Source organism: Massilia sp. BHUDP2 (genome assembly GCF_046236355.1).
In the GTDB taxonomy this organism is placed as follows: domain Bacteria; phylum Pseudomonadota; class Gammaproteobacteria; order Burkholderiales; family Burkholderiaceae_D; genus Telluria; species Telluria varians.
The window spans coordinates 793,138-814,441 of sequence record NZ_JBJUVW010000001.1 but is presented as its reverse complement, the minus strand read 5'-3'; the positions used below and the strand labels follow the sequence as shown (position 1 = coordinate 814,441).

The following is a 21,304-nucleotide window of genomic DNA, read 5'->3' as shown; positions in this document are numbered from 1 at the left end:
CCTTATGCCGTGGCGGCAGGACTGGCCTTGGCGAAGAACTCGTCCACCTCGGCGAGGAAGGCGCGCTTGCGCTCGGGGTCGAGGAAGGAGGCGGCGAAGCTGTTGCGGGCCAGCTGGCGCGCATGGCCGGCATCGAGCGGTAGCGCCTCGAAGGCGGCGATGAAGTTGTCGTTCATGTAGCCGCCGAAATAGGCCGGGTCGTCCGAATTGACGGTGGCGGCCAGGCCGGCGTCGAGCAGCTCGCGCAGGTTGTGGCTGCCCATCACGTCGAACACGCGCAGCTTGATGTTCGACAGCGGGCAGACGGTCAGCGCCATGCCCTCGCGCGCCAGGCGCTCGGTCAGTTCCCTGCTTTCGAGGGTGCGCACGCCATGGTCGATGCGCTCGACCTTGAGCACGTCCAGCGCGCTCTCGATGTAGGCCGGGGGGCCCTCCTCGCCCGCATGCGCCACCAGGCGCAGGCCGAGCTGGCGCGCGCGCTCGAACACGCGCGCGAACTTCTCGGGCGGGTGGCCGACCTCGGACGAGTCCAGGCCGACGCCGATGAATTTGTCGCGGTAAGGCAACGCCTCGTCCAGTGTGGCCAGCGCTTCCTCCTCGGACAGGTGGCGCAGGAAGCACATGATCAGGGTCGCGCTGATGGGACTGTCCTGGCAGGCGCGCCAGATGCCGTTGATGACGGTCTCGAAGGGCACGCCGCGCGCGGTATGGGTTTGCGGATCGAAGAAGATCTCGGTGTGCCGAACATTGTCGGCATGCGCGCGGGCCAGGTAGGCGGCGGTCATGTCGTAGAAATCCTGCTCGGTCAGCAGCACGCTGGCGCCGGCGTAATAGATGTCGAGGAAGGACTGCAGGTCGCTGAAAGCGTAGGCCTGGCGCAACGCCTCGACCGAGGGGTAAGGCAGCGATACACCATTTCTTTGTGCCAGCGCAAAGATCAGCTCGGGTTCCAGCGAACCCTCGATGTGGATGTGTAATTCTGCCTTCGGCATGTTCTGCAGGATATTGCGTAGTTGGGGATGCAGCATGATGTTCTCCGGCGCTGGTCTGTGTTCGATGGGACGTGGCCGACAAGTGTAACGCATGCTCGTCCGCCCTCTGTGCCATAGGCGAAAACAGGCATCCGTATTGACGGTTTGCGTGCGCCACAGCTTGAGCATATCGTGCACTATCGGCTCACAAAGTTGATATTTAAGCAGCCTGAAGCGGGCCGAATCGAACCGCTTCGGAACCGTGAAAAAGGGAGGTTTCGGGGAGCATTTTCAGTGCTCGCCAAGCCCCTCAAAAACGGACTTTTCTTATACTGTTCAAGCACTTGTATATGCAGTACCTGCGCGCACGACACTGCTTTGACTTCGGGAACTAATAGGCACATAATAAATTTCACAAACGCAAAAAAGACGCTCTCCAACCGACGGGAGACCGGACCGGCCACATTCGGCTCGGTCCGGGACGACAACAAGAAAATCGCAGCATCCACGGCCCCGGCGATCCCGATGCCAGGTGCGGGCGACCGACAAGGAGTACGCCAGATAAAGACCGGGGCCTGAGGCAGCCCTTGCACAGTCGGCTGCCATGACGTGATCGTTGTTCGTACACTAGGAAGGACATTCGAAATGAGCATCTTTGACAACTACACCGCCCGCTACGAGCGTACCCGCGAAGAGGAATACTCCATGTCGGAGTTCCTCGCACTGTGCAAGAAAGACCCCCTGACCTATGCCAGCGCGCCCGAGCGCATGCTCGCGGCCATCGGCGATCCGACCCTGATCGACACCCGCCTCGACCCGCGCCTGTCGCGCATCTTTGCCAACAAGGTGATCAAGGTCTATCCGGCCTTCCGCGATTTCTATGGCATGGAAGAAGTGATCGAACAGGTCGTTTCCTACTTCCGCCATGCGGCCCAGGGCCTGGAAGAACGCAAGCAGATCCTCTACCTGCTCGGCCCCGTCGGCGGCGGCAAGTCCTCGATCGCGGAAAAGCTCAAGAGCCTGATGGAACACGTGCCCTTCTACGCCATCAAGGGTTCGCCGGTGAACGAATCGCCGCTCGGCCTGTTCAACGAGGAAGAAGACGGCACCATCCTCGAAGAAGACTACGGCATCCCGCGCCGCTACCTGCGCGCCATTCCGAGCCCATGGGCCGTCAAGCGCCTGCACGAGTTCGGCGGCGACATCAACAAGTTCCGCGTGGTCAAGCGCTACCCGTCGATCCTGAAGCAGATTGCGGTCTCGAAGACCGAGCCGGGCGACGAAAACAACCAGGACATTTCCTCGCTGGTCGGCAAGGTCGACATCCGCAAGCTCGAAGACTACGCCCAGGACGATCCGGACGCCTACAGCTACTCGGGCGGCCTGTGCCTGGCCAACCAGGGCCTGATGGAATTCGTCGAGATGTTCAAGGCGCCGATCAAGGTGCTGCACCCGCTGCTGACGGCGACCCAGGAAGGCAACTACAAGGGCACCGAAGGCTTCGGCGCGATTCCCTTCGAGGGCATCGTACTGGCGCACTCGAACGAATCCGAGTGGAAGACTTTCCGCAACAACCGCAACAACGAGGCTTTCCTCGACCGTATCTACATCGTCAAGGTGCCCTACTGCCTGCGCGTGTCGGACGAGATCAAGATCTACGACAAGCTGCTGTACAACTCCTCGCTCGACAAGGCGCCCTGCGCACCGGGCACGCTGCGCATGATGGCGCAGTTCGCGATCCTGTCGCGCCTGAAGGACCCGGAGAATTCGAGCATTTATTCCAAGATGCTGGTGTACGACGGCGAGAACCTGAAGGACACCGATCCCAAGGCCAAGTCGATGCACGAGTACGTCGACTATGCCGGCGTGGACGAAGGCATGAACGGCCTGTCGACCCGCTTCGCCTTCAAGATCCTGTCCAAGGTCTTCAACTTCGACAATACCGAAGTGGCGGCCAATCCGGTGCACCTGCTCTACGTGCTCGAGCAGCAGATCGAGCGCGAGCAGTTCCCGCCGGAGACCGAGCAGCGCTACATGTCCTACATCAAGGAGCACCTGGCGCAGCGCTACGTCGATTTCATCGGCAAGGAAATCCAGACCGCCTACCTGGAAAGCTATTCGGAATACGGCCAGAACATCTTCGACCGTTACGTGACCTTCGCCGACTTCTGGATCCAGGACCAGGAATTCCGCGACCCGGACACCGGCGAGAGCTTCGACCGCGAATCGCTCAACGCCGAGCTCGAGAAGATCGAGAAGCCGGCCGGCATTTCGAATCCGAAGGATTTCCGTAACGAGATCGTCAACTTCAGCCTGCGTGCGCGGGCCACCAATGCCGGCAAGAACCCGGCCTGGACCAGCTACGAGAAATTCCGTAGCGTGATCGAGAAGAAGATGTTCTCGAACACCGAAGAACTCCTGCCCGTCATTTCCTTCAATGCGAAAGCGAGTGCCGAGGATGCCAACAAGCATGCCGACTTCGTGGCCCGCATGGTCGAGAAAGGCTACACGCCGAAGCAGGTACGCCTGCTATGCGAATGGTACCTGCGCGTGAGGAAATCCTCCTGACAGGGCCAGCGCACGCCACGAATCGGCGTGCGCCGCACACGCGATTGCGGCGCGTATTAAGATAGACCTATAAGACAGACCTATCGAGATTTCGCCCGCCCGCAACGTATCGGCGGCTTGAAGAACCGTCGCGAGCGGCAGCTTTGCGGTCGAGAAGCGCAACCGTACAAGCGTACGGTGAGCATCGCAGACCACACGCAACGCGCAGCAGGTTCTTCAAGCCGCCACCACAGGAGGCCAGTTTTGACTTATCTTATTGACCGTCGCTTGCAGGGCAAGAACAAGTCCGCGGTCAACCGCGAACGCTTCCTGCGCCGCTACAAGGCGCAAATCAAGGACGCGGTCGGCCGCGCCATCAAAGGCCGTTCGATCACCGACATCGAGAACGGCGAGAAAGTCACGATCCCCGTCAAGGACGTGAACGAACCCCATTTCGGCCATGCCCATGGGGGTGTCTGGGAAACCGTCAACCCGGGCAATACCGAATACCAGAAAGGCGACCAGTTCAACCGTCCGCGCAGCGGCGGCGGCGGTGCCGGGCGCGGGCGCGCCGGCAACAGCGACCAGACCACCGAGGACGATTTCATCTTCGAGCTGTCGCGCGAAGAATTCATGAATTATTTCTTCGAGGATCTTGAGCTGCCGAACATGATCAAGACGCAGCTCACCCAGACCATCGAGTACAAGAACCAGCGCGCCGGCTACAACGTGTCCGGCACCCCCTCGAACATCCACGTGCTGCGCTCGCTGCGCGGCGCGCTCGGGCGCCGCATCGCCGTCGGCGGCCCCGCCAAGCGCCAGCTGAGGGAAGCCGAGGAAGCGCTGCAGGCCCTGTTCGACGAAGGCGCGCCGTCCGACGATGAAGGGGTGATCGAACTGAAGGACAAGATCCATCACCTGCACATCCGCCTCAACGCGATTCCCTTCATCGATCCCTTCGACCTGCGCTACTCGAACCGGATCAAGGTGCCCAAGCCGAGCACCTCGGCCGTGATGTTCTGCATCATGGACGTCTCCGGCTCGATGGACGAAACGCGCAAGGACACCGCCAAGCGCTTCTTCATCCTGCTCTACCTGTTCCTCAAGCGCGTCTACGAGAAGATCGAGGTCGTCTTTATCCGTCACCATACGGCCGCGGCCGAAGTCGACGAGAACGAGTTCTTCCATTCGCGCGAGTCGGGCGGCACCGTGGTGTCCTCTGCTCTGCACCTGCTGCAGAAAGTGCTCACCGAGCGCTACGGCAGCGCGGACTGGAACGCCTACGTGGCCCAGGCCTCTGACGGCGACAACTGGGACAACGACTCGGTGCTGTGCAAGCAGATCCTGAACAACGCCATCATGCCGCGGGTCCAGTATTACACCTACGTCGAGATCACCGACGGTCCGCCGCAGAACCTGTGGGAGCAGTATTGCGAGGTGGCCGACCACCACAAGAATTTCGCGATGCAGAAGATCGTCACCCCGGCCGACATCTACCCGGTCTTCCGCGAGCTGTTCAAGAAGCAGCCAAAGTAAGAGGCCCGCCATGCCAAGAGACCCCAACAATCCGCGCGCCCTGCCCGACCAGTCGGAGTGGACCTTCGACCTGATCGAACAGGCGCACGAGGAAATCAAGCGGGTGGCCAAGCGCTACGGCCTGGACACCTACCCCAACCAGCTCGAGATCATCACCGCCGAGCAGATGATGGACGCCTACACGTCCGTCGGCATGCCGGTGTCATACAACCACTGGTCGTTCGGCAAACACTTCCTGACGACCGAAAAGAGCTACAAGCGCGGCCAGATGGGCCTGGCTTACGAGATCGTCATCAATTCGAATCCCTGCATCGCCTACCTGATGGAGGAGAACAGCCTGACGATGCAGGCCCTGGTGATCGCCCATGCTGCCTACGGGCACAATTCATTCTTCAAAGGCAACTACCTGTTCCGCACCTGGACCGATGCCGACGCCATCGTCGACTACATGGTCTTTGCGAAGAACTATATTGCCGAGTGCGAACAGCGTTACGGCATCGACGCGGTCGAGGAGCTGCTCGATTCCTGCCATGCTCTGCAAAATTATGGCGTCGACCGCTACAAGCGGCCGGCCAAGCTGTCGGTGGCGCAGGAAACCGCGCGCCAGAAGGAGCGCGAGGAATACGCTCAGTCGCAGGTCAACGCGATCTGGCGCACCCTGCCGCTGCGCGAGGAACAGGTGACGAGTACGGCGCCGAGCCGCTTTCCGCCCGAGCCGGAAGAAAACCTGCTCTACTTCATCGAGAAATACGCGCCGCTGCTGGAACCCTGGCAGCGCGAGCTGGTGCGTATCACGCGCAAGATCTCGCAGTACTTTTATCCACAGCGCCAGACCCAGGTGATGAACGAAGGCTGGGCCACCTTCTGGCACTACACCATCCTGCAGGACCTGTACAAGGAAGGCATCGTCGGAGACGGCTTCATGCTGGAGTTCCTGCAGAGCCATACGAACGTCGTCTACCAGCCGCCGGCAACCAGTCCCTATTACAGCGGGATCAACCCGTATGCGCTTGGTTTCGCGATGATGACCGATATTCGCCGCATATGCGAAGACCCCACCGATGAAGACCGCGCCTGGTTCCCGGACATCGCGGGCAGCGACTGGATCAAGACCCTGGACTTCGCGATGCGCAACTTCAAGGACGAGAGCTTCATTGCCCAGTACCTGTCGCCCAAGCTGATCCGCGAATTCCACTTCTTCGCCGTGCTCGACGACGACCGCAGCGACAAGCTGACGATCTCGGCGATCCACGACGAGCAGGGCTACCGCTACGTGCGCCACAAGCTGGCCGAGCAGTACAACATCGGCAGCCGCGAGCCGAACATCCAGGTCTGGCAGGTGAATACCCGCGACGACCGCGCCCTGACCCTGCGCCACACGCAGTTCAACCGCCGGCCGCTGAACCAGCAGGCGCAGGAAGTGCTCAAGCACGTCGCGCGCCTGTGGGGGTTCGATGTCAGGCTGGAAACAGTGGACCCGAGCGGCCACGTGGTCAGCTTCCTCGAGTGCCGTCGCGAGAAGCGCGGCCGCTGAAAGCGGCTTCATCCTTGCTGAAGGCGCGGCAGCGGCCACCCGGCGGCTGCCCTTCCCTCCTGGCCGGGCGGCCTGCCGGGTTGGAACCGGAGCGTGCGCGCCAGGCTTTTCCAGCGTAAGGTGCCGGCGCCGAGCGGCGCTAGGGCAAGCCGAGCCATCCCTCTAAAATTTTTACGCGCTCAGCCGCGCCGCCCAAGCAATTTTCCTGTAATAATGCCTGCGCTGCCCATTTCGGCTGGACCAATTTGCATCAAGCATGCGTTTGATGTCCTTGCAAGCGCCGGCCGGGCGTCTCGAGCGGCCATTTGGCGCCGAGATTGACGAGGCATGTGGCTCCTGCACGGAGAACAAGTCTACCTGAGCAACCTAGCAGCGCCTTCTATCGCCCCGCGCTCGTTTTACTACCCCCTCCCCAACAAAATGACCACCTCGACGTAATTTTTTTGCGCTTGAGTGCGCGAACACACTGTTCAAAACGCCGAATTCCATGTAGTTTTGCTATGCATGAGAAGCAGATATCCGCAAACCGGTTATCAAACGCACAACTGAAGCATATCAAGACGCGCTTTGCCCATGACTTTTAGCTATGAGTTTCGTGGGGCAGAAGCGGGTTCCAGGGCTGCTCAACAGTACGCGCCGCTTCCGCAAAACTGGCTATAGTTTTCGTAAATACCAAGATGTCATCATATGAAATTTGTTATGTGACCGCTTTGGCATGGAAAATTCGGCAAAACCGGGTTGGGTGCCTCACGATCCACAGATGGAGGAGAACTGCTACATAAAATTACAATTCACCCCTGCTTTCTGGACCACGCGCGACCGGCCGAGGGACTTGTATAGATGAGCTTCTTTGCCTGTTTTTACAGGCAGTTAGCATCCCTTCGGGGGTGTAAAAATGTCTCCTCAAAAAAGAATTCGTAGGTATAATTCTTTGATGTCCCGGATGCGGCCCTAGATTTTTGTCGTGTTTAGTGGGTTTAGTGGCAACAAAAAAGAGTTGGTATTGGAGAAAGATGGCATGAATTTTACGCATGATAAGAACCCGGGAAAGAATTACACCGGTCTCGCCATTGTTATCCTGTTGCACGTGGTGGTGGCTTGGGCATTTATCAATGGCCTGGGCACCCGGATCGTCACCAAGGTAACCGAGGCTGTTGAAACAAAACTGATTGAAGAGGTGAAGCCGCCGCCACCGCCGGAAACGCCGCCACCGCCGCCACCGCCGGAAATGAAGGCTCCGCCACCGCCGTTCATCCCGCCGGTCGAAGTCCAGGTGCAGCAGCCGCCGCCGCCGCAGAACGCGATCACGACGGCGACCAACACGCCGCCGCCGACCACGACTCTGGCACCGCCGGCACCGCCCGCTCCGCCGGCCCCACCGGCGCCGCCGCGTGCTGCAGGTCCGAGCCGTACCGAAGCAGTGGCCGACTTTAACACTTGCGCACGTCCGGAATATCCGCGTTCGTCGCAGCGTAACGAAGAAACCGGTACCACGACCCTGCAGTTCCTGATCGGGGCCGATGGTCGAGTGATGGAATCCAAGCTGCAGAAGTCGTCTGGCTTCCGCGATCTGGATCGGGCCGCACAATCGGCCCTGAGCAAATGCCGATTCAAGCCGGCCACTGTAGATGGTCAGCCGCAACAGGCGTGGACAGCGGTGCAGTACGTCTGGACGCTGGAATAAAACCGAGACGGAACATCGTCTCAACTCTATGATTTTCGTTGTCAATAGTTCAGCGAACTGTCTATTTTTATATTTTTGGAGGAAGCATGTTTAAGAATACCCGTTTGTCCGCTATGCTGGCGGCTGTCCTGTTCTCGGTAACGGCGGCATCGGCCCTGGTTTCCGCACCGGCCTTCGCTGACGCTCCTGCCGCAGGCGCCACCGCTCCGGCGGCTGACGCGGCTGCCCCGGCTGCCGACGCAGCAGCACCGGCTGCCGACGCTGCAGCCGCTCCGGCTGGCGACGCAGCTGCTCCGGCCGCTGCCGAAGGCGCTACCGAAGAAGTCCACAACCCGTACGGTATCGAAGCCATGTGGGAAGAAGGCGACTTCGTCAACAAGGGCACCATCATCATCCTGTCGCTGATGTCGATCGGTTCGTGGTACATCATCATCACCAAGCTGATCGACCAGCAGAAGATCATGCGCCAGTCGAAGGAAGCTTCGGCCAAGTTCTGGAAAGCACCGTCGATCGCCGCTGGCTCGGCTCAGCTGAAAGAAGGCTCGCCGTTCCGCTTCATCGCTGAAACCGGCACCAAGGCAACCCAGCACCACGACGGCGCCCTGCTCGAGCAGATCGACCTGTCGACCTGGGTGACCATGCAGATCCAGCGCGCCGTGGACCGCGTCCAGTCGCGTCTGCAGGATGGCCTGTCGTTCCTGGCAACCGTCGGTTCGACCTCGCCGTTCATCGGTCTGTTCGGTACCGTCTGGGGCATCTACAACGCGCTGACCGCCATCGGTATGTCGGGTAACGCGTCGATCGACAAAGTGGCAGGCCCGGTGGGTGAAGCACTGATCATGACCGCATTCGGTCTGTTCGTTGCAGTCCCGGCGGTTCTGGGTTACAACTGGCTGGTTCGTCGTAACAAGTCGGTCATGGAAGACGTCCGTTCGTTCTCGGCTGACGTGCACTCGGTCCTGATCTCGGGCGCCATGTCGACCTCGAACGCTGCCGCTGGTGCTAAGAAGGCTGGCTAATCATGTCGATGAGTGTCGGCTCCGATTCCGGAGATGAAGATGCCGTGATGTCGGAGATCAACACGACGCCCCTCGTGGACATCATGTTGGTTCTCCTGATCATCTTCCTGATCACCAGCCCGGTGGTTCTGAACCTGCAGAAAGTGAACCTGCCTGCAGAAACGAACCAGGTTACCAAGACCAAGCCGGAAGACGTCAACATCACCATCAACAAAGATGGCGAGATGTACTACAACCAGACCCGCATCGCGAACACGGACGAGCTGTTCAAGTTCCTCGCGGAGCAGTCGGTGAAAGTGCCGCAGCCGGCAGTGAAAGTTCGTGGCGACCAGGAATCCCGCTACGAATCGATCGGCCGGGTGATCTACACGGCACAGCGTGCTGGGATTCAGAAGGTCGGTTTCGTTATCGAACCGCCTGACAAGGGCTAATACCCTGTCCGCGATATCGAGGTTTCTCAGGAAACCTTGATATCGCGTCCGAGACCCCAACATTTGAAAAGGAAACACCATGGGCATGAACGTAGGTTCGGGCTCCGCTAAAGGAGCCGATCCGGAACCGATGATGGAAATGAACATGACGCCGCTGATTGACGTCCTGCTCGTTCTCATCATTATGATGATTATCACGATTCCGAAACAAAACCACTCGGTCAATCTGAACATGCCGGTCGGCACCCCGCCACCGCAGACGAATGAGAAACCGGTGGTCGTGACGATCGACGTGGACTTCGACGGCACCATCCTGTGGGATGGCCAGGTTGTCCCGAATCGCGCGGAACTGGAAGCCAAGATGAACGGCGTCGCTGCGATGCCGAACCAGCCGGAAGTGCACCTGCGTCCGAACAAGCTGGTCGAGTACAAGGTGGTGGCCGGTGTCATGGCAACCGCTCAGCGTCTCGGCGTCACCAAGATCGGCATGGTCGGTAACGAGCAGTTCCAGTAATCGATCCATGTTTGACCAACACGGCAGGGTTTCCCTGCCGTGTCCATTTTGAAGAAGGATGTTTTCAGATGATTAAATTCCGTCTCGCACACCTTGGCCTTGCACTGGCCGCCCTCGGTTTCACTGCAACCATCCCTGTCGTTGGCCTGGCTCCTGTGCACGCTGCGGTCACCCTGCGTCCGGAAGTCGGCAAGCCACTGCAACAGGCGCAGTCGCTGCTGAAACAGGGCAACGCCAAGGGCGCACTGGCCGCCCTGCGCGACGCGGACAAGGCAGCAAAGACCGATGACGAACGCTTCCTGATCGAGCGCGTGCGCGCCTCGGCAGCCTCGTCGGCCGGCGATTGGGGCACCGCTGCCACCTCGTTCGAAAAGCTGCTCGACTCGGGCAAGCTGAGCGCCTCCGAGCGCTCGCAGTTCTCGGAAGGCCTGGTCGGCATCTACATGCGCGCCGGCGACCTGAACAAGGCAAACGCCACCATCCAGAAGCTGCTGCAGAAGGGCAACGATCCGAAGCTGCGCGCCTACCTGCTGCAGAACTACTACAAGCAGGGCAACGTCGCCGCGCTGGAGCAGGAACTGCGCAATGCTGAAAAGAGCGGCCGCCTGAGCGAAGACGAGCTCGGCATGCTGGCCAACATCCAGCTGAAGAAGAACGACAAGGCCGGCTACGTGCAGACCATCGAGAAGCTGGCCGCCAGCTACCCGAAGGCCCAGTACTGGAACGACCTGCTGAACCGCGTCCAGGGCAAGCCTGGCTTCTCGGGCCGCCTGGCAGTGGACGTGTACCGTCTGAAGCTGGCCAATAACCTGATGAAGAAGCCGAGCGAGTTCATGGAAATGGCCCAGCTGGTGCTGCAGGCGAAAGCCCCGGCCGAAGCGCTGAAAGTCATCGACAAGGGCTACAAAGCCGGCGCCCTGGGCACCGGTGCGGATGCCGAGCGTCACAAGCGCCTGAAGGACCTGGCCGAGAAGAACCTGGCCGAGCAGAACAAGGGCGTCGCCGCCCTCGAAGCCGAATACACCGCCGCCAAGGACAACGACGCGCTGGTGGGCCTCGGCTACGCGCTGGTGCAGGCTGGCCAGGCCGACAAGGGCCTGAAGATGATGGAAAGCGCCATCAAGGCCGGTGGCCTGCGTTACGCCGACGAAGCCAAGCTGCGCCTGGGCGAAGCCTATGCCGCGGCCGGCAAGAAGCAGCAGGCCATCAACACGCTCAAGACCGTCGGCGGCAAGGACGGCAGCGCCGACCTGGCCCGCTACTGGATCATGGCGATCAATCGCCCGATCGCCGGCTAAGACGGCCCCGCTCCTCGTCGAGCAAGCCTAAAACGCCGCCTGTTCGCAGGCGGCGTTTTTTATTGCGCCAACGCATTCCCCTCTCCCAGGCCTTCGTTGCTGTGCAACATGCGAGTTACCGTATAATCAGGTATTTCGCGCCGGACCGGCCGGCTGCGCCACTGGAAGCATTGATGAAGGTATTTCGCGGACTACCCAACGACAGGGCGCGCGCACCCTGCGCCCTCACGATCGGCAACTTTGACGGTGTCCACCGCGGCCACCAGGCATTGTTGGGGCACGTGCGCGGCGCCGCCATGGCACTCGGGATCGAAGCCGCCGTGATGACCTTCGAACCGCATCCGCGCGAATACTTCGCCCGCAAGATGGGCGACCTGTCGAAAGCCCCCGCCCGCATCGCCAACCTGCGCGACAAGCTGGAAGACCTGTCCGCCGCCGGCATCGACCGCGTCATCGTCGAACATTTCAACGAACACTTCGCCGCCCAGTCGCCGCGCGATTTCATCGAGCGCGTGCTGGTCGACGGCCTGCACGTCAAATGGCTGATGGTGGGCGACGACTTCCGCTTCGGCGCCCGGCGCGCGGGCGACATCGCGATGCTGCAGGAAGCCGGCCGCGAATACGGCTTCCAGGTCGCGACCCTGGACGCCGTGATGCTGGGCGAACGCCGCATCTCGTCCTCGGCCGTGCGCGAAGCGCTCGCCGCCGGCGACTTCGGCGCCACCCAGCAGCTGCTCGGCCACCCCTACGCCATGTCGGGCCACGTGATCCATGGGCAGAAGCTCGGCCGCACGCTGGGCTTCCCGACCCTGAACCTGCGCGTGGCGCACCGCCCTGCCCTGGCCGGCATCTTCGTGGTGCAGGTGCACGGCCTGGCGGAGCAGCCCTTGCCGGGCGTCGCCAGCCTCGGCGTGCGCCCTACCGTCGAGGACGCCGGCCGTATGCTGCTGGAAGTGCACGTGTTCGACTACGACCAGAGCGCCTACGGCAAACTGGTGCGCGTCGAATTCCTCGCCAAGCTGCGCGACGAGGAGAAGTACGTCGACCTGCCCACGCTCACCGCCGCGATCGAGCGCGACGCCGTCCAGGCACGCGCCTTCTTCGCGCACCGTAACGGCGCGCTCACAGCGACCGACCGAATTTGACGCCTCGCATTTGACACCTGCAGGCATGCCTGCCGAAAGCGGCGCGCGCGGCCCCGCCGCGAGACCGAACCGAATCCCCTAGAGAAGAAGCATATGTCCGATACCAAACCCGTCCAGAACAAGGCCCAGAAGGGCGCCAAGCCAGAGAGCAAATACCCGGTCAACATGACCGACACCCCCTTCCCGATGCGCGGCGACCTCGCCAAGCGCGAGCCGGGCTGGGTCAAGCAGTGGCAGGACAAGAAGATCTACCAGCGCATCCGCAAGGCGGCGGCCGGCCGGCCGAAGTTCATCCTGCACGATGGCCCGCCGTATGCGAACGGCGACATCCACCTTGGCCACGCCGTCAACAAGATCCTGAAGGACATGGTCGTCAAATCGCGCACCATGGCCGGCTTCGACGCGCCCTACGTGCCGGGCTGGGACTGCCATGGCATGCCGATCGAGATCCAGATCGAGAAACAGTTCGGCAAAAATCTTCCTACTGCTGAAGTTCTCCAGAAAGCGCGCGCCTACGCGCTCGAGCAGATCGACCGCCAGCGCGCCGGCTTCATCCGCCTGGGTGTGCTGGGCGAATGGGAAAACCCCTACATGACCATGGCCTACGGTAACGAAGCGGACGAGCTGCGCGCCCTCGGCAAGCTGCTGGAAAAAGGTTACGTGTACCGCGGCCTCAAACCCGTCAACTGGTGTTTCGACTGCGGTTCGGCACTGGCCGAAGCCGAAGTGGAATACCAGGACAAGCGCGACCCGGCGATCGACGTCGGCTTCCCGTTCGCGGAACCGGAGAAAGTCGCCGCGGCCTTCGGCCTGCCGCAGCTGCCGACCACGAACGGCTTCATCGTGATCTGGACCACCACCCCGTGGACCATCCCGTCGAACCAGGCCCTGAACGCCAACCCGGAAGTGACCTACGCGCTGGTGCAGGCCAAACGTGACGGCCAGCCGCTGCTGCTGATCCTGGCGCAGGACCTGGTCGAGGCCACCCTGCAGCGCTACAAGCTGGAAGGCGCCGTCATCGCCACCACCCTTGGCGCCAAGTTGGAAGGCATCCGCTTCAAGCATCCGCTGCACGCGCAGGACCCGTTCTACGACCGCACTTCCCCGGTCTACCTGGCCGACTACGTCACCACCGACAGCGGTACCGGCGTGGTCCACTCGGCGCCGGCCTACGGCCTGGAAGACTTCCAGTCCTGCAAGGCGCACGGCATGAAGGACGACGAGATCCTGAAACCCGTGATGGGCGACGGCCGCTTCGCCTCGACCCTGCCGCTGTTCGGCGGACTCACCATCTGGGAAGCCAGCAAGCCGATCTGCGAAGCCCTGCGCGCCGCCGGCGCCCTGTTCGAACTGAAGATGTTCGACCACAGCTACATGCACTGCTGGCGCCACAAGACCCCGATCGTCTACCGCGCCACTTCCCAGTGGTTCGCCGGCATGGACGTCACCCCGAAGGATGGCGGACCCACCCTGCGCGAAACCGCGCTGGCCGGCATCGCCGAGACCCAGTTCTTCCCGGACTGGGGCCAGGCCCGCCTGCAGGGCATGATCGCCAACCGTCCGGACTGGACCCTGTCGCGCCAGCGCCAGTGGGGCGTGCCGATGGCCTTCTTCCTGCACAAGGAAACCGGCGAGCTGCATCCGCGCACTCCGGAGCTGCTGGAGCAGGTCGCCAAGCTGATCGAAGCGAATGGCATCGAAGCCTGGCAGCAGCTCGACCCAAGCGAACTGCTGGGCGAAGACGCCGCCAACTACGAGAAGAACAAGGACACGCTGGACGTGTGGTTCGACTCGGGCTCGACCCACCAGACCGTGCTGCGCGGCTCGCACAAGGAACAATCCGCCTTCCCGGCCGACCTCTACCTGGAAGGCTCGGACCAGCACCGCGGCTGGTTCCACTCGTCGCTCTTGACCTCCTCGATGCTCAACGGCCGCCCGCCATACAAGGCGCTGCTGACCCACGGCTTCACCGTCGACGAGAACGGCAAGAAGATGTCTAAGTCGCTCGGCAACACGCTGGCGCCGCAGAAGATCTCCGATACCCTCGGCGCCGACATCCTGCGCCTGTGGGTGGCTTCGACCGACTACACCGGCGAGCTGTCGATCGGCGACGAGATCCTGAAACGCGTCACGGAGTCGTACCGCCGCATCCGCAACACGCTGCGCTTCCTGCTGGCGAACACCTCGGACTTCGATCCAGGCAAGGACGCCGTGCCGGTGGCCGAGCTGCTCGAGATCGACCGCTACGCGATCGCCGCGATGGCCCAGCTGCAGGGCGACATCGCCGGCCACTTCGAGCGCTACGAGTTCCACCCGGTGGTCGCCCGCCTGCAGAACTACTGCTCGGAAGACCTGGGCGGCTTCTACCTCGACATCCTGAAGGACCGCCTGTACACCACCGGCGTCGAGTCGACCGCCCGCCGCTCGGCCCAGACCGCGCTGTGGCACATCGCCCATGCGCTGCTGCGCGTGATGGCGCCGATCCTGTCCTTCACCGCCGAGGAAGCCTGGGCGGTGTTCGCGGGCCAGCAGGCCTACGCGCAGAGCGACGAGACCATCTTCACGCAAACCCTGTGGACCTTCCCGGACATCGCGGACGGCGAAGCCCTGCTGGCCAAGTACGCCGCGCTGCGCGAAGTACGTGCCGACGTGACCAAGCAGCTGGAAGAAGTGCGCGCCTCGGGCGCCATCGGCTCCTCGCTGCAGGCGGAACTGGCGATCAAGGCTGCGGGCGAGAAATTCCAGCTGCTGGCCAGCCTCGAGGATGACCTGAAGTTCGTGTTCATCACCTCGCAGGCCAGCGTGGAACAGGTGGCCGACGCCGCCAACGAAGCGGTGACCGTGACCCCGTCGGAAGCGGAAAAGTGCGAGCGCTGCTGGCACTACCGCCGCGACGTCGGCCACGACCACGCGCATGCCGGCCTGTGCGGCCGCTGCACCAGCAACCTGTTCGGCAGCGGCGAAGCCCGCCGCTACGCCTGACCTTCCCCTCACGGGGTTCCACCGCCATGCCGGCCCCAGGGCCGGCATGGCGGGCACCGACCTGACACCATGGCCACCAAAACCAAAAAAGCTTCTCCGGGCGCCAAGCCCCTCTACAAGCCTTCCGCCAGCCTGTTCCCATGGCTCGGCCTGGCGGCGATCATCGTCCTGCTCGACCAGGTGACCAAGCTTACCGTCGAGCGCACCTTCGCCTATGCCGAGACGCTGCCGATCACCAGCTTCTTCAACCTGATCAAGGTCTACAACCCGGGCGCGGCGTTCAGCTTCCTCGGCGACGCCAGCGGCTGGCAGCGCTACCTGTTCCTGGCGATCGCCATCGGCGCGGTAGGCTTCTGCCTGTACATGATGAAGAAGAACGCCAGCCAGCGCCTGTTCTGCTTCGCGCTGGCCCTGATCATGGCGGGCGCCATCGGCAACGGCATCGACCGCGTCGTGCACGGCCACGTGATCGACTTCCTCGACTTCTACTGGCGGGGCATCGGCCACTTCCCGGCCTTTAACATCGCCGACATCGGCATTTCGGTCGGCGCCTTCCTGTTCGTCCTGGACGAACTGCGGCGCGTGAACAAGTCGTAAGCACCAACGCATCAACTGAGCTGAATCCGGAGTCATCATGAGCATGGACCTCAAGGGCAAGAAGATCGTCCTCGGCCTGAGCGGCGGCGTGGCCTGCTACAAGGCGGCGGAACTGTGCCGTTCCCTCGTCAAGGAAGGCGCCAGCGTGCAGGTGGTCATGACCGAGGCCGCCACCCACTTCATCGGCACGGTGACCATGCAGGCCCTGTCCGGCCAGACGGTCTTTACCGACCAGTGGGACCCGCGCATGGCCAACAACATGGCCCACATCGACCTCACGCGCGATGCCGACGCCATCCTGGTCGCGCCCTGCTCGGCCGACTTCATCCGCAAGCTGGCGCACGGCGCCTGCGACGACCTGCTGTCGACCCTGTGCGTGGCCCGTCCGCGGCGCGTGCCGCTGCTGGTGGCGCCGGCGATGAACGTCGAGATGTGGGAAAACCCGGCGACCCAGCGCAATGTGAAACAGCTGGTCGAGGACGGGATTTGCCTGTTCGGCCCGGCGGCCGGCTCCCAGGCCTGCGGCGAGACCGGCCTGGGCCGCATGCTCGAGCCGGAAGAACTGGTCGAGGAACTGATCGCCTCCTTCCAGCACAAGGTGCTGGCGGGGCGCCGCGTCCTGATCACGGCCGGGCCCACGTTCGAGCCGATCGACCCGGTGCGCGGCATCACCAACCTCTCTTCGGGCAAGATGGGCTATGCGGTGGCGCGCGCGGCGCGCGAAGCCGGCGCCGAGGTCACCCTGGTCAGCGGCCCGACCTCCCTGAGCACGCCGCACGGCGTGCGCCGCATCGACGTGCTCACCGCCCAGCAGATGCACGACGCCGTGATGGCCGGAGTGAGCGGCCAGCACGTCTTCATCGGCGTGGCGGCGGTGGCCGACTGGCGGGTGGCGAATGCCAGCGGCCAGAAGATCAAGAAGCAGGAAGGCGGCGGCGCGCCGCAGCTGGAGTTCGTGCAGAACGCCGACATCCTGGCCTCGGTCGCTGCCACCACCTCGCTGTCCGGCTGGCCCTACTGCGTGGGCTTCGCCGCAGAATCCGAGAACCTGATGGAATTCGGCGCCGCCAAGCGCGAGAGAAAAGGCATTCCCCTGTTGGTGGGCAATATCGGCCCACAGACCTTCGGGCAGGATGAGAACACCATCATCCTGTTCGACGAGAGCGGCCATACCGTGCTGCCGCGCGCCGACAAACTGAGCCTGGCGCGCCAGCTCGTTTCCGAAATCGCGAAACGCCTCGAACAGCGATCGCTCCTGACCTAAGCTAAGCAAGTACAAGAATGAAGAATATCGACCTCAAGATCCTCGACCCGCGTATGAAAGAGCTGCTGCCGGCCTACGGCACGCCCGGCAGCGCGGGCCTGGACCTGCGCGCCTGCATCGACGCCCCGCTGGTCATCGAGCCGGGCCAGACAGTACTGGTGCCGACCGGCCTGGCGATCCACATCGGCGACCCGGGCTATGCGGCCATGATCCTGCCGCGCAGTGGACTCGGCCATAAGAACGGCATCGTTCTCGGCAATCTGGTAGGCTTGATCGACTCCGACTACCAGGGACAGCTGATGGTCTCCACCTGGAACCGCAGCCACGCGAGCTTCACGCTGCAGCCGCTCGACCGGCTGGCCCAGCTCGTGATCGTGCCCGTGCTGCAGGTGGGCTTCAACGTGGTGGAGGAGTTCGCATCGAGCGAACGGGGCGCCGGAGGGTTCGGCAGCACCGGCAAGCAATGACAAAGAAGATTCGATAAGGAGGACCATGTTCCGCATTAATCGTTTGCGCCAGACTGCGCTGGGAATCGCCGCCGCAGTATTGCTCTCGGCCTGCGCCACGCAGGCACCGATGCAGCCGGGCCAGCCGCTCCCGCCGGGGCAGACGGCGCCCGAGATTCCGCAAGTGACACCGGAGATGGCGGCGGCAGCCGAGACCCTCACCAGGATGGCAAGCCTGCAGGACCGCCTGTACAAGGTGGCCGCGCCCCTCCTCATCGACAATGCCGAACTGTGCACGCGCCACGCGCGCAACCTGCTCGGTTTCACCGCCAAGAACCGCTATACCTACCCCGGCAGCTACAACGACGCCGCGCACGCCGTGCTCGGCATGGGCGAGCGCCTGCAGGTCACCAATGTGCTGGCCGGCAGCGGCGCGGCAAAGGCCGGCCTGCGCAACGGCGACGAGCTGGTGGCCGCCGGCGGCAAGCCCTTGCCCACCGGCCCGAACGCACTGTCGCAGGCCGGCGCCGTGTTCGGCCCCATCGTCGCGAAGCAGGCCAGCCTGCCGCTGACCATCGAGCGCCGCGGTTCGCAGCGCGACGTGACGGTGCCCGTGACCCGCGCCTGCGCCTTTGGCATCGAGCTGGGCAACGCGGACAACGTCAACGCCTATGCCGACGGCCAGCGCGTGATGGTCACGCGCGGCATGATGGGCTTCGTGCGGAACGACGACGAGCTGGCCTACGTGGTGGCGCACACGATGGCGCACAACATGCTGAACCACGCGGCCAGCCAGCGCAATGCCGCCACCATCGGCAGCATCATCGACAACCTCACCCTGATCGCACCGGACACTTCGATGCTGATCGGCAGCGGCGGCATCAAGGCCATGCCGTCCACGCTCGACAGCGCGGCCGACCGCCTCGCGGTCTACCTGCTGGCGCGCGCCGACTACCGTGTCGAGGGCATCTCCGGGTTCTGGAAGCGCTTCGCGGAAACCTATCCGGCGACGGTGCTGAACGGCCATACCGCCAACCACCCGGCGCTGGCGCAGCGCATGGCCGCGATCGACAAGGCGGTGGCCGAAGTCAAGGCCAAGAAGTCGGCCAACAAGCCGCTGACACCGTAGGGTGGGCGGGTCTCCCGCCCACGCGGTGATAGTTTGTGGATGAATAGCGTACAGGCTGATCTTGCCATGTTTGAACGCGTGGGCGGGAAACCCGCCCACCCTACCAGCCGCACTCGGCGAAACATCGGCGTTTTTTGTATGATGTTCATTTCGGCCACCCAGCTCCAAGCATCATGGACAGCATCGACCTCGACGTATTGAAGACCTGCGACGCCTGGCTCGCCGGCGGCCGCCGCTGCCAGCTGGTGACGGTCATCAAGACCTGGGGCTCGAGCCCGCGCCCGATCGGCGCGCTGCTGGCCATCTGCGACGACGGCAGCGTGGTCGGATCGGTCTCGGGCGGCTGCATCGAGGACGACCTGATCGAGAAGGTGCGCCGCAACGGCATCGAGCTGGCGCGTCCCGAGATCGTCAGCTACGGCATCAGCGCCGACGAGGCGCACCGCTTCGGCCTGCCCTGCGGCGGCACCATCGAGCTGGCCATCGAGCCGCTCTCCCAAAGCAGCCGCATCCGCGAACTGCTGGCGCGCCTGCACGAAGGCGAACTGGTCGAACGCCGCGTGAAGCTGGCGACCGGCGCCGTCACCCTGGCGCGCGCCGAGGCCGGCGCGATCCAGCGCGTGGAGGACGGCGTGCTGGCCACCATCCATGGCCCGCGCTGGCGCCTGTACATCATCGGCGCCGGCCCGCTGTCGCGCTTCCTGGCGCAGATCGCCAGCGGCATGGACTACCGCGTGGTCGTGTGCGACCCGCGCGAGGAATACCGCAGCGGCTGGAACCTGCCCAGTGTGGAACTGGTGCACGCCATGCCCGACGACCTGGTGATCGAGGCGCGCCTGGATGCGCGCAGCGCAGTCGTCGCCCTGACCCACGACCCCAAGCTGGACGACCTGGCCCTGATGGAGGCGCTCAGGTCCGAGGCCTTCTATGTCGGCGCGATCGGCTCGCGCCTGAACAACGACAAGCGCCGCGAGCGCCTCAAGCTGTTCGACCTCAGCGAAGCCCAGTTGGCGCGCCTGCACGGCCCGATCGGCATCTACATCGGCAGCAAGACCCCGAGCGAGATCGCGGTCTCGATCATGGCCGAGATGACCGCCGTGAAGAACGGCGTACCTGCCGCCCTGCTGGTGCCGCACGCCACTGCGGCGGCGGCGCTCCAGCCGGCGGGCACGGCGGCCTGCAGCGTGCTGCGCAGCGCAGCCGCGTGAGCCGGTCCGGCCCGCATTCGACAGCAAGAAGCGGATGGCGCGGCATGCGCCCCGCCGCCACAATCCACCCTTTGTCCCGCTCGTCCCGATGAATACCGTGAACATGCTGCGCCTGGTAGCGCTGGCCGCCATCTGGGGCGGCTCATTCCTCTTCATGCGCATCGCCGCGCCCGTGCTCGGCCCCGCCGTGCTGATCGAGTACCGGGTGCTGTTCGCGGCCCTGTTCCTGCTAGGGGTGGCCTGGGTGATGCGCCGTCGCGGCAAGGGAACCCCGCTCGACCTGCGCCAGCACTGGAAGCACTACCTGATGCTGGGCTTCTTCAACTCGGCCCTGCCCTTCCTGCTGTTCGCCTTCGCCGCGCGCACGCTGTCCGCTTCGGTGCTGTCGGTGCTGAACGCCACCGCGCCCATGTTCGGCGCGCTGGTCGGCGCCGTCTGGGCACGCCAGGGCGTGTCCGCACGCACCGGCCTTGGCCTGGTGCTGGGCACGGTCGGTGTGGCCCTGCTGGTCGGTTTCGACCATGTGTCGGAGCGCCCCGGCGCCGCGGTCGCGATCGCGGCCGCGCTGGTGGCGGCCTTCTGCTACAGCATCGCCAGCCAGTACGCCAAGTCGGCCAAGGCGGTGCCGCCCTTCGCCAATGCGCACGGCTCGATGTGGGCCGCGACCCTGTTCGTGATCCCGGCCCTGCCCTTCTTCCCGTCGCCGGGCGTACCCACCGCCGGCATCTGGGCCGCGGTGCTCGCCCTGGGCGTGGTCTGCAGCGGGATCGCCTACATCCTCTACTTCAAGCTGATCGAAGAAGTCGGCACCACCTCGGCGCTGACGGTGACCTTCCTGAACCCGATGTTCGGTATCCTGTGGGGGGCGATCTTCCTGCACGAGGTGATCGGCTGGCACACGCTGCTCGGCTCAGGCATCGTGCTGGTGGGCACGGCGCTGGTGACCGGCTTCGTGCCCTCCTTCCTGCGCGCGCCTGCCGCGCAAGCCAAGTAGGGACA

The 21,304-nt window shown here is 63.4% G+C and carries 17 protein-coding genes; 16 read left to right on the top strand and 1 reads right to left on the bottom strand.

The genetic code is table 11. The annotated features are described in order from the left end of the window. Nucleotides 1–2: 2 nt before the first annotated feature. Nucleotides 3–1,028 (bottom strand): adenosine deaminase, encoded by a 1,026-nt coding sequence (locus ACK6C6_RS03590; protein WP_209587725.1) that lies wholly within the window; start codon nt 1,026–1,028, stop codon nt 3–5. A 588-nt stretch (nt 1,029–1,616) separates the two neighbouring features. On the opposite strand from ACK6C6_RS03590, the gene ACK6C6_RS03585 reads away from it, so the two are divergent. From ACK6C6_RS03585 to ACK6C6_RS03510, 16 genes are all read left to right on the top strand, one after another. Then, complete coding sequence (locus tag ACK6C6_RS03585; protein ID WP_027865247.1) at nt 1,617–3,539, top strand: PrkA family serine protein kinase; 1,923 nt, start codon at nt 1,617–1,619, stop codon at nt 3,537–3,539. A 243-nt stretch (nt 3,540–3,782) separates the two neighbouring features. Next, nucleotides 3,783–5,054 carry a YeaH/YhbH family protein gene (locus ACK6C6_RS03580; RefSeq protein ID WP_285380907.1) on the top strand — a complete coding sequence of 424 codons (1,272 nt, stop codon included), beginning with the start codon at nt 3,783–3,785 and terminating at the stop codon, nt 5,052–5,054. Nucleotides 5,055–5,064: 10 nt separating this feature from the next. Next, nucleotides 5,065–6,588 carry a SpoVR family protein gene (locus ACK6C6_RS03575; RefSeq protein WP_027865245.1) on the top strand — a complete coding sequence of 508 codons (1,524 nt, stop codon included), beginning with the start codon at nt 5,065–5,067 and terminating at the stop codon, nt 6,586–6,588. 1,018 nt (nt 6,589–7,606) lie between these two features. Continuing rightward, nucleotides 7,607–8,272, top strand: coding sequence for an energy transducer TonB (locus ACK6C6_RS03570; protein WP_036214661.1), 666 nt, complete (start codon nt 7,607–7,609; stop codon nt 8,270–8,272). 86 nt (nt 8,273–8,358) lie between these two features. After that, the gene (locus tag ACK6C6_RS03565; protein WP_409265928.1) at nt 8,359–9,291 is read left to right on the top strand and encodes a MotA/TolQ/ExbB proton channel family protein; all 933 of its coding nucleotides are present in this window, start codon (nt 8,359–8,361) and stop codon (nt 9,289–9,291) included. A 2-nt stretch (nt 9,292–9,293) separates the two neighbouring features. Further along, nucleotides 9,294–9,722 (top strand): biopolymer transporter ExbD, encoded by a 429-nt coding sequence (locus ACK6C6_RS03560; RefSeq protein ID WP_036214659.1) that lies wholly within the window; start codon nt 9,294–9,296, stop codon nt 9,720–9,722. Nucleotides 9,723–9,801: 79 nt separating this feature from the next. Next, nucleotides 9,802–10,236, top strand: coding sequence for a biopolymer transporter ExbD (locus ACK6C6_RS03555; protein ID WP_200879998.1), 435 nt, complete (start codon nt 9,802–9,804; stop codon nt 10,234–10,236). Nucleotides 10,237–10,304: 68 nt separating this feature from the next. Then, on the top strand, nt 10,305–11,534 hold the full coding sequence (locus ACK6C6_RS03550) for a tetratricopeptide repeat protein (RefSeq protein WP_409265927.1): 1,230 nt from the start codon (nt 10,305–10,307) through the stop codon (nt 11,532–11,534). A gap of 173 nt (nt 11,535–11,707) precedes the next feature. After that, nucleotides 11,708–12,679 (top strand): bifunctional riboflavin kinase/FAD synthetase, encoded by a 972-nt coding sequence (locus ACK6C6_RS03545; protein ID WP_409265925.1) that lies wholly within the window; start codon nt 11,708–11,710, stop codon nt 12,677–12,679. A gap of 93 nt (nt 12,680–12,772) precedes the next feature. Then, nucleotides 12,773–15,661, top strand: coding sequence for an isoleucine--tRNA ligase (ileS, locus tag ACK6C6_RS03540; RefSeq protein WP_409265924.1), 2,889 nt, complete (start codon nt 12,773–12,775; stop codon nt 15,659–15,661). Between the two features lie 69 nt (nt 15,662–15,730). After that, the gene (gene lspA / locus ACK6C6_RS03535; RefSeq protein WP_036214649.1) at nt 15,731–16,258 is read left to right on the top strand and encodes a signal peptidase II; all 528 of its coding nucleotides are present in this window, start codon (nt 15,731–15,733) and stop codon (nt 16,256–16,258) included. Nucleotides 16,259–16,301: 43 nt separating this feature from the next. Further along, a complete protein-coding gene (coaBC, locus tag ACK6C6_RS03530) occupies nt 16,302–17,522 on the top strand; it encodes a bifunctional phosphopantothenoylcysteine decarboxylase/phosphopantothenate--cysteine ligase CoaBC (RefSeq protein WP_409267299.1) in 1,221 nt (406 codons plus the stop codon). Between the two features lie 17 nt (nt 17,523–17,539). Beyond that, nucleotides 17,540–17,989 carry a dUTP diphosphatase gene (dut, locus tag ACK6C6_RS03525; protein WP_036244567.1) on the top strand — a complete coding sequence of 150 codons (450 nt, stop codon included), beginning with the start codon at nt 17,540–17,542 and terminating at the stop codon, nt 17,987–17,989. A gap of 25 nt (nt 17,990–18,014) precedes the next feature. After that, complete coding sequence (locus tag ACK6C6_RS03520) at nt 18,015–19,097, top strand: M48 family metalloprotease (protein WP_409265922.1); 1,083 nt, start codon at nt 18,015–18,017, stop codon at nt 19,095–19,097. A 173-nt stretch (nt 19,098–19,270) separates the two neighbouring features. Then, nucleotides 19,271–20,305 (top strand): XdhC family protein, encoded by a 1,035-nt coding sequence (locus tag ACK6C6_RS03515; protein WP_409265919.1) that lies wholly within the window; start codon nt 19,271–19,273, stop codon nt 20,303–20,305. A gap of 88 nt (nt 20,306–20,393) precedes the next feature. Beyond that, on the top strand, nt 20,394–21,299 hold the full coding sequence (locus ACK6C6_RS03510; protein WP_409265917.1) for a DMT family transporter: 906 nt from the start codon (nt 20,394–20,396) through the stop codon (nt 21,297–21,299). Nucleotides 21,300–21,304 lie beyond the last annotated feature (5 nt).

Excerpts from the sequence above, each read along its gene's own strand:
- ACK6C6_RS03560 (WP_036214659.1), top strand. The coding sequence starts at position 9,294 with ATGTCGATGAGTGTCGGCTCCGATTCCGGAGATGAAGATGCCGTGATG.
- ACK6C6_RS03515 (WP_409265919.1), top strand. The coding sequence starts at position 19,271 with ATGGACAGCATCGACCTCGACGTATTGAAGACCTGCGACGCCTGGCTC.
- ACK6C6_RS03555 (WP_200879998.1), top strand. The coding sequence starts at position 9,802 with ATGGGCATGAACGTAGGTTCGGGCTCCGCTAAAGGAGCCGATCCGGAA.
- ACK6C6_RS03590 (WP_209587725.1), bottom strand. The coding sequence starts at position 1,028 with ATGCTGCATCCCCAACTACGCAATATCCTGCAGAACATGCCGAAGGCA.
- dut (WP_036244567.1), top strand. The coding sequence starts at position 17,540 with ATGAAGAATATCGACCTCAAGATCCTCGACCCGCGTATGAAAGAGCTG.
- ACK6C6_RS03565 (WP_409265928.1), top strand. The coding sequence starts at position 8,359 with ATGTTTAAGAATACCCGTTTGTCCGCTATGCTGGCGGCTGTCCTGTTC.
- ACK6C6_RS03510 (WP_409265917.1), top strand. The coding sequence starts at position 20,394 with ATGAATACCGTGAACATGCTGCGCCTGGTAGCGCTGGCCGCCATCTGG.
- coaBC (WP_409267299.1), top strand. The coding sequence starts at position 16,302 with ATGGACCTCAAGGGCAAGAAGATCGTCCTCGGCCTGAGCGGCGGCGTG.
- ACK6C6_RS03545 (WP_409265925.1), top strand. The coding sequence starts at position 11,708 with ATGAAGGTATTTCGCGGACTACCCAACGACAGGGCGCGCGCACCCTGC.
- ACK6C6_RS03520 (WP_409265922.1), top strand. The coding sequence starts at position 18,015 with ATGTTCCGCATTAATCGTTTGCGCCAGACTGCGCTGGGAATCGCCGCC.
- ileS (WP_409265924.1), top strand. The coding sequence starts at position 12,773 with ATGTCCGATACCAAACCCGTCCAGAACAAGGCCCAGAAGGGCGCCAAG.
- ACK6C6_RS03570 (WP_036214661.1), top strand. The coding sequence starts at position 7,607 with ATGAATTTTACGCATGATAAGAACCCGGGAAAGAATTACACCGGTCTC.
- lspA (WP_036214649.1), top strand. The coding sequence starts at position 15,731 with ATGGCCACCAAAACCAAAAAAGCTTCTCCGGGCGCCAAGCCCCTCTAC.
- ACK6C6_RS03550 (WP_409265927.1), top strand. The coding sequence starts at position 10,305 with ATGATTAAATTCCGTCTCGCACACCTTGGCCTTGCACTGGCCGCCCTC.
- ACK6C6_RS03575 (WP_027865245.1), top strand. The coding sequence starts at position 5,065 with ATGCCAAGAGACCCCAACAATCCGCGCGCCCTGCCCGACCAGTCGGAG.
- ACK6C6_RS03585 (WP_027865247.1), top strand. The coding sequence starts at position 1,617 with ATGAGCATCTTTGACAACTACACCGCCCGCTACGAGCGTACCCGCGAA.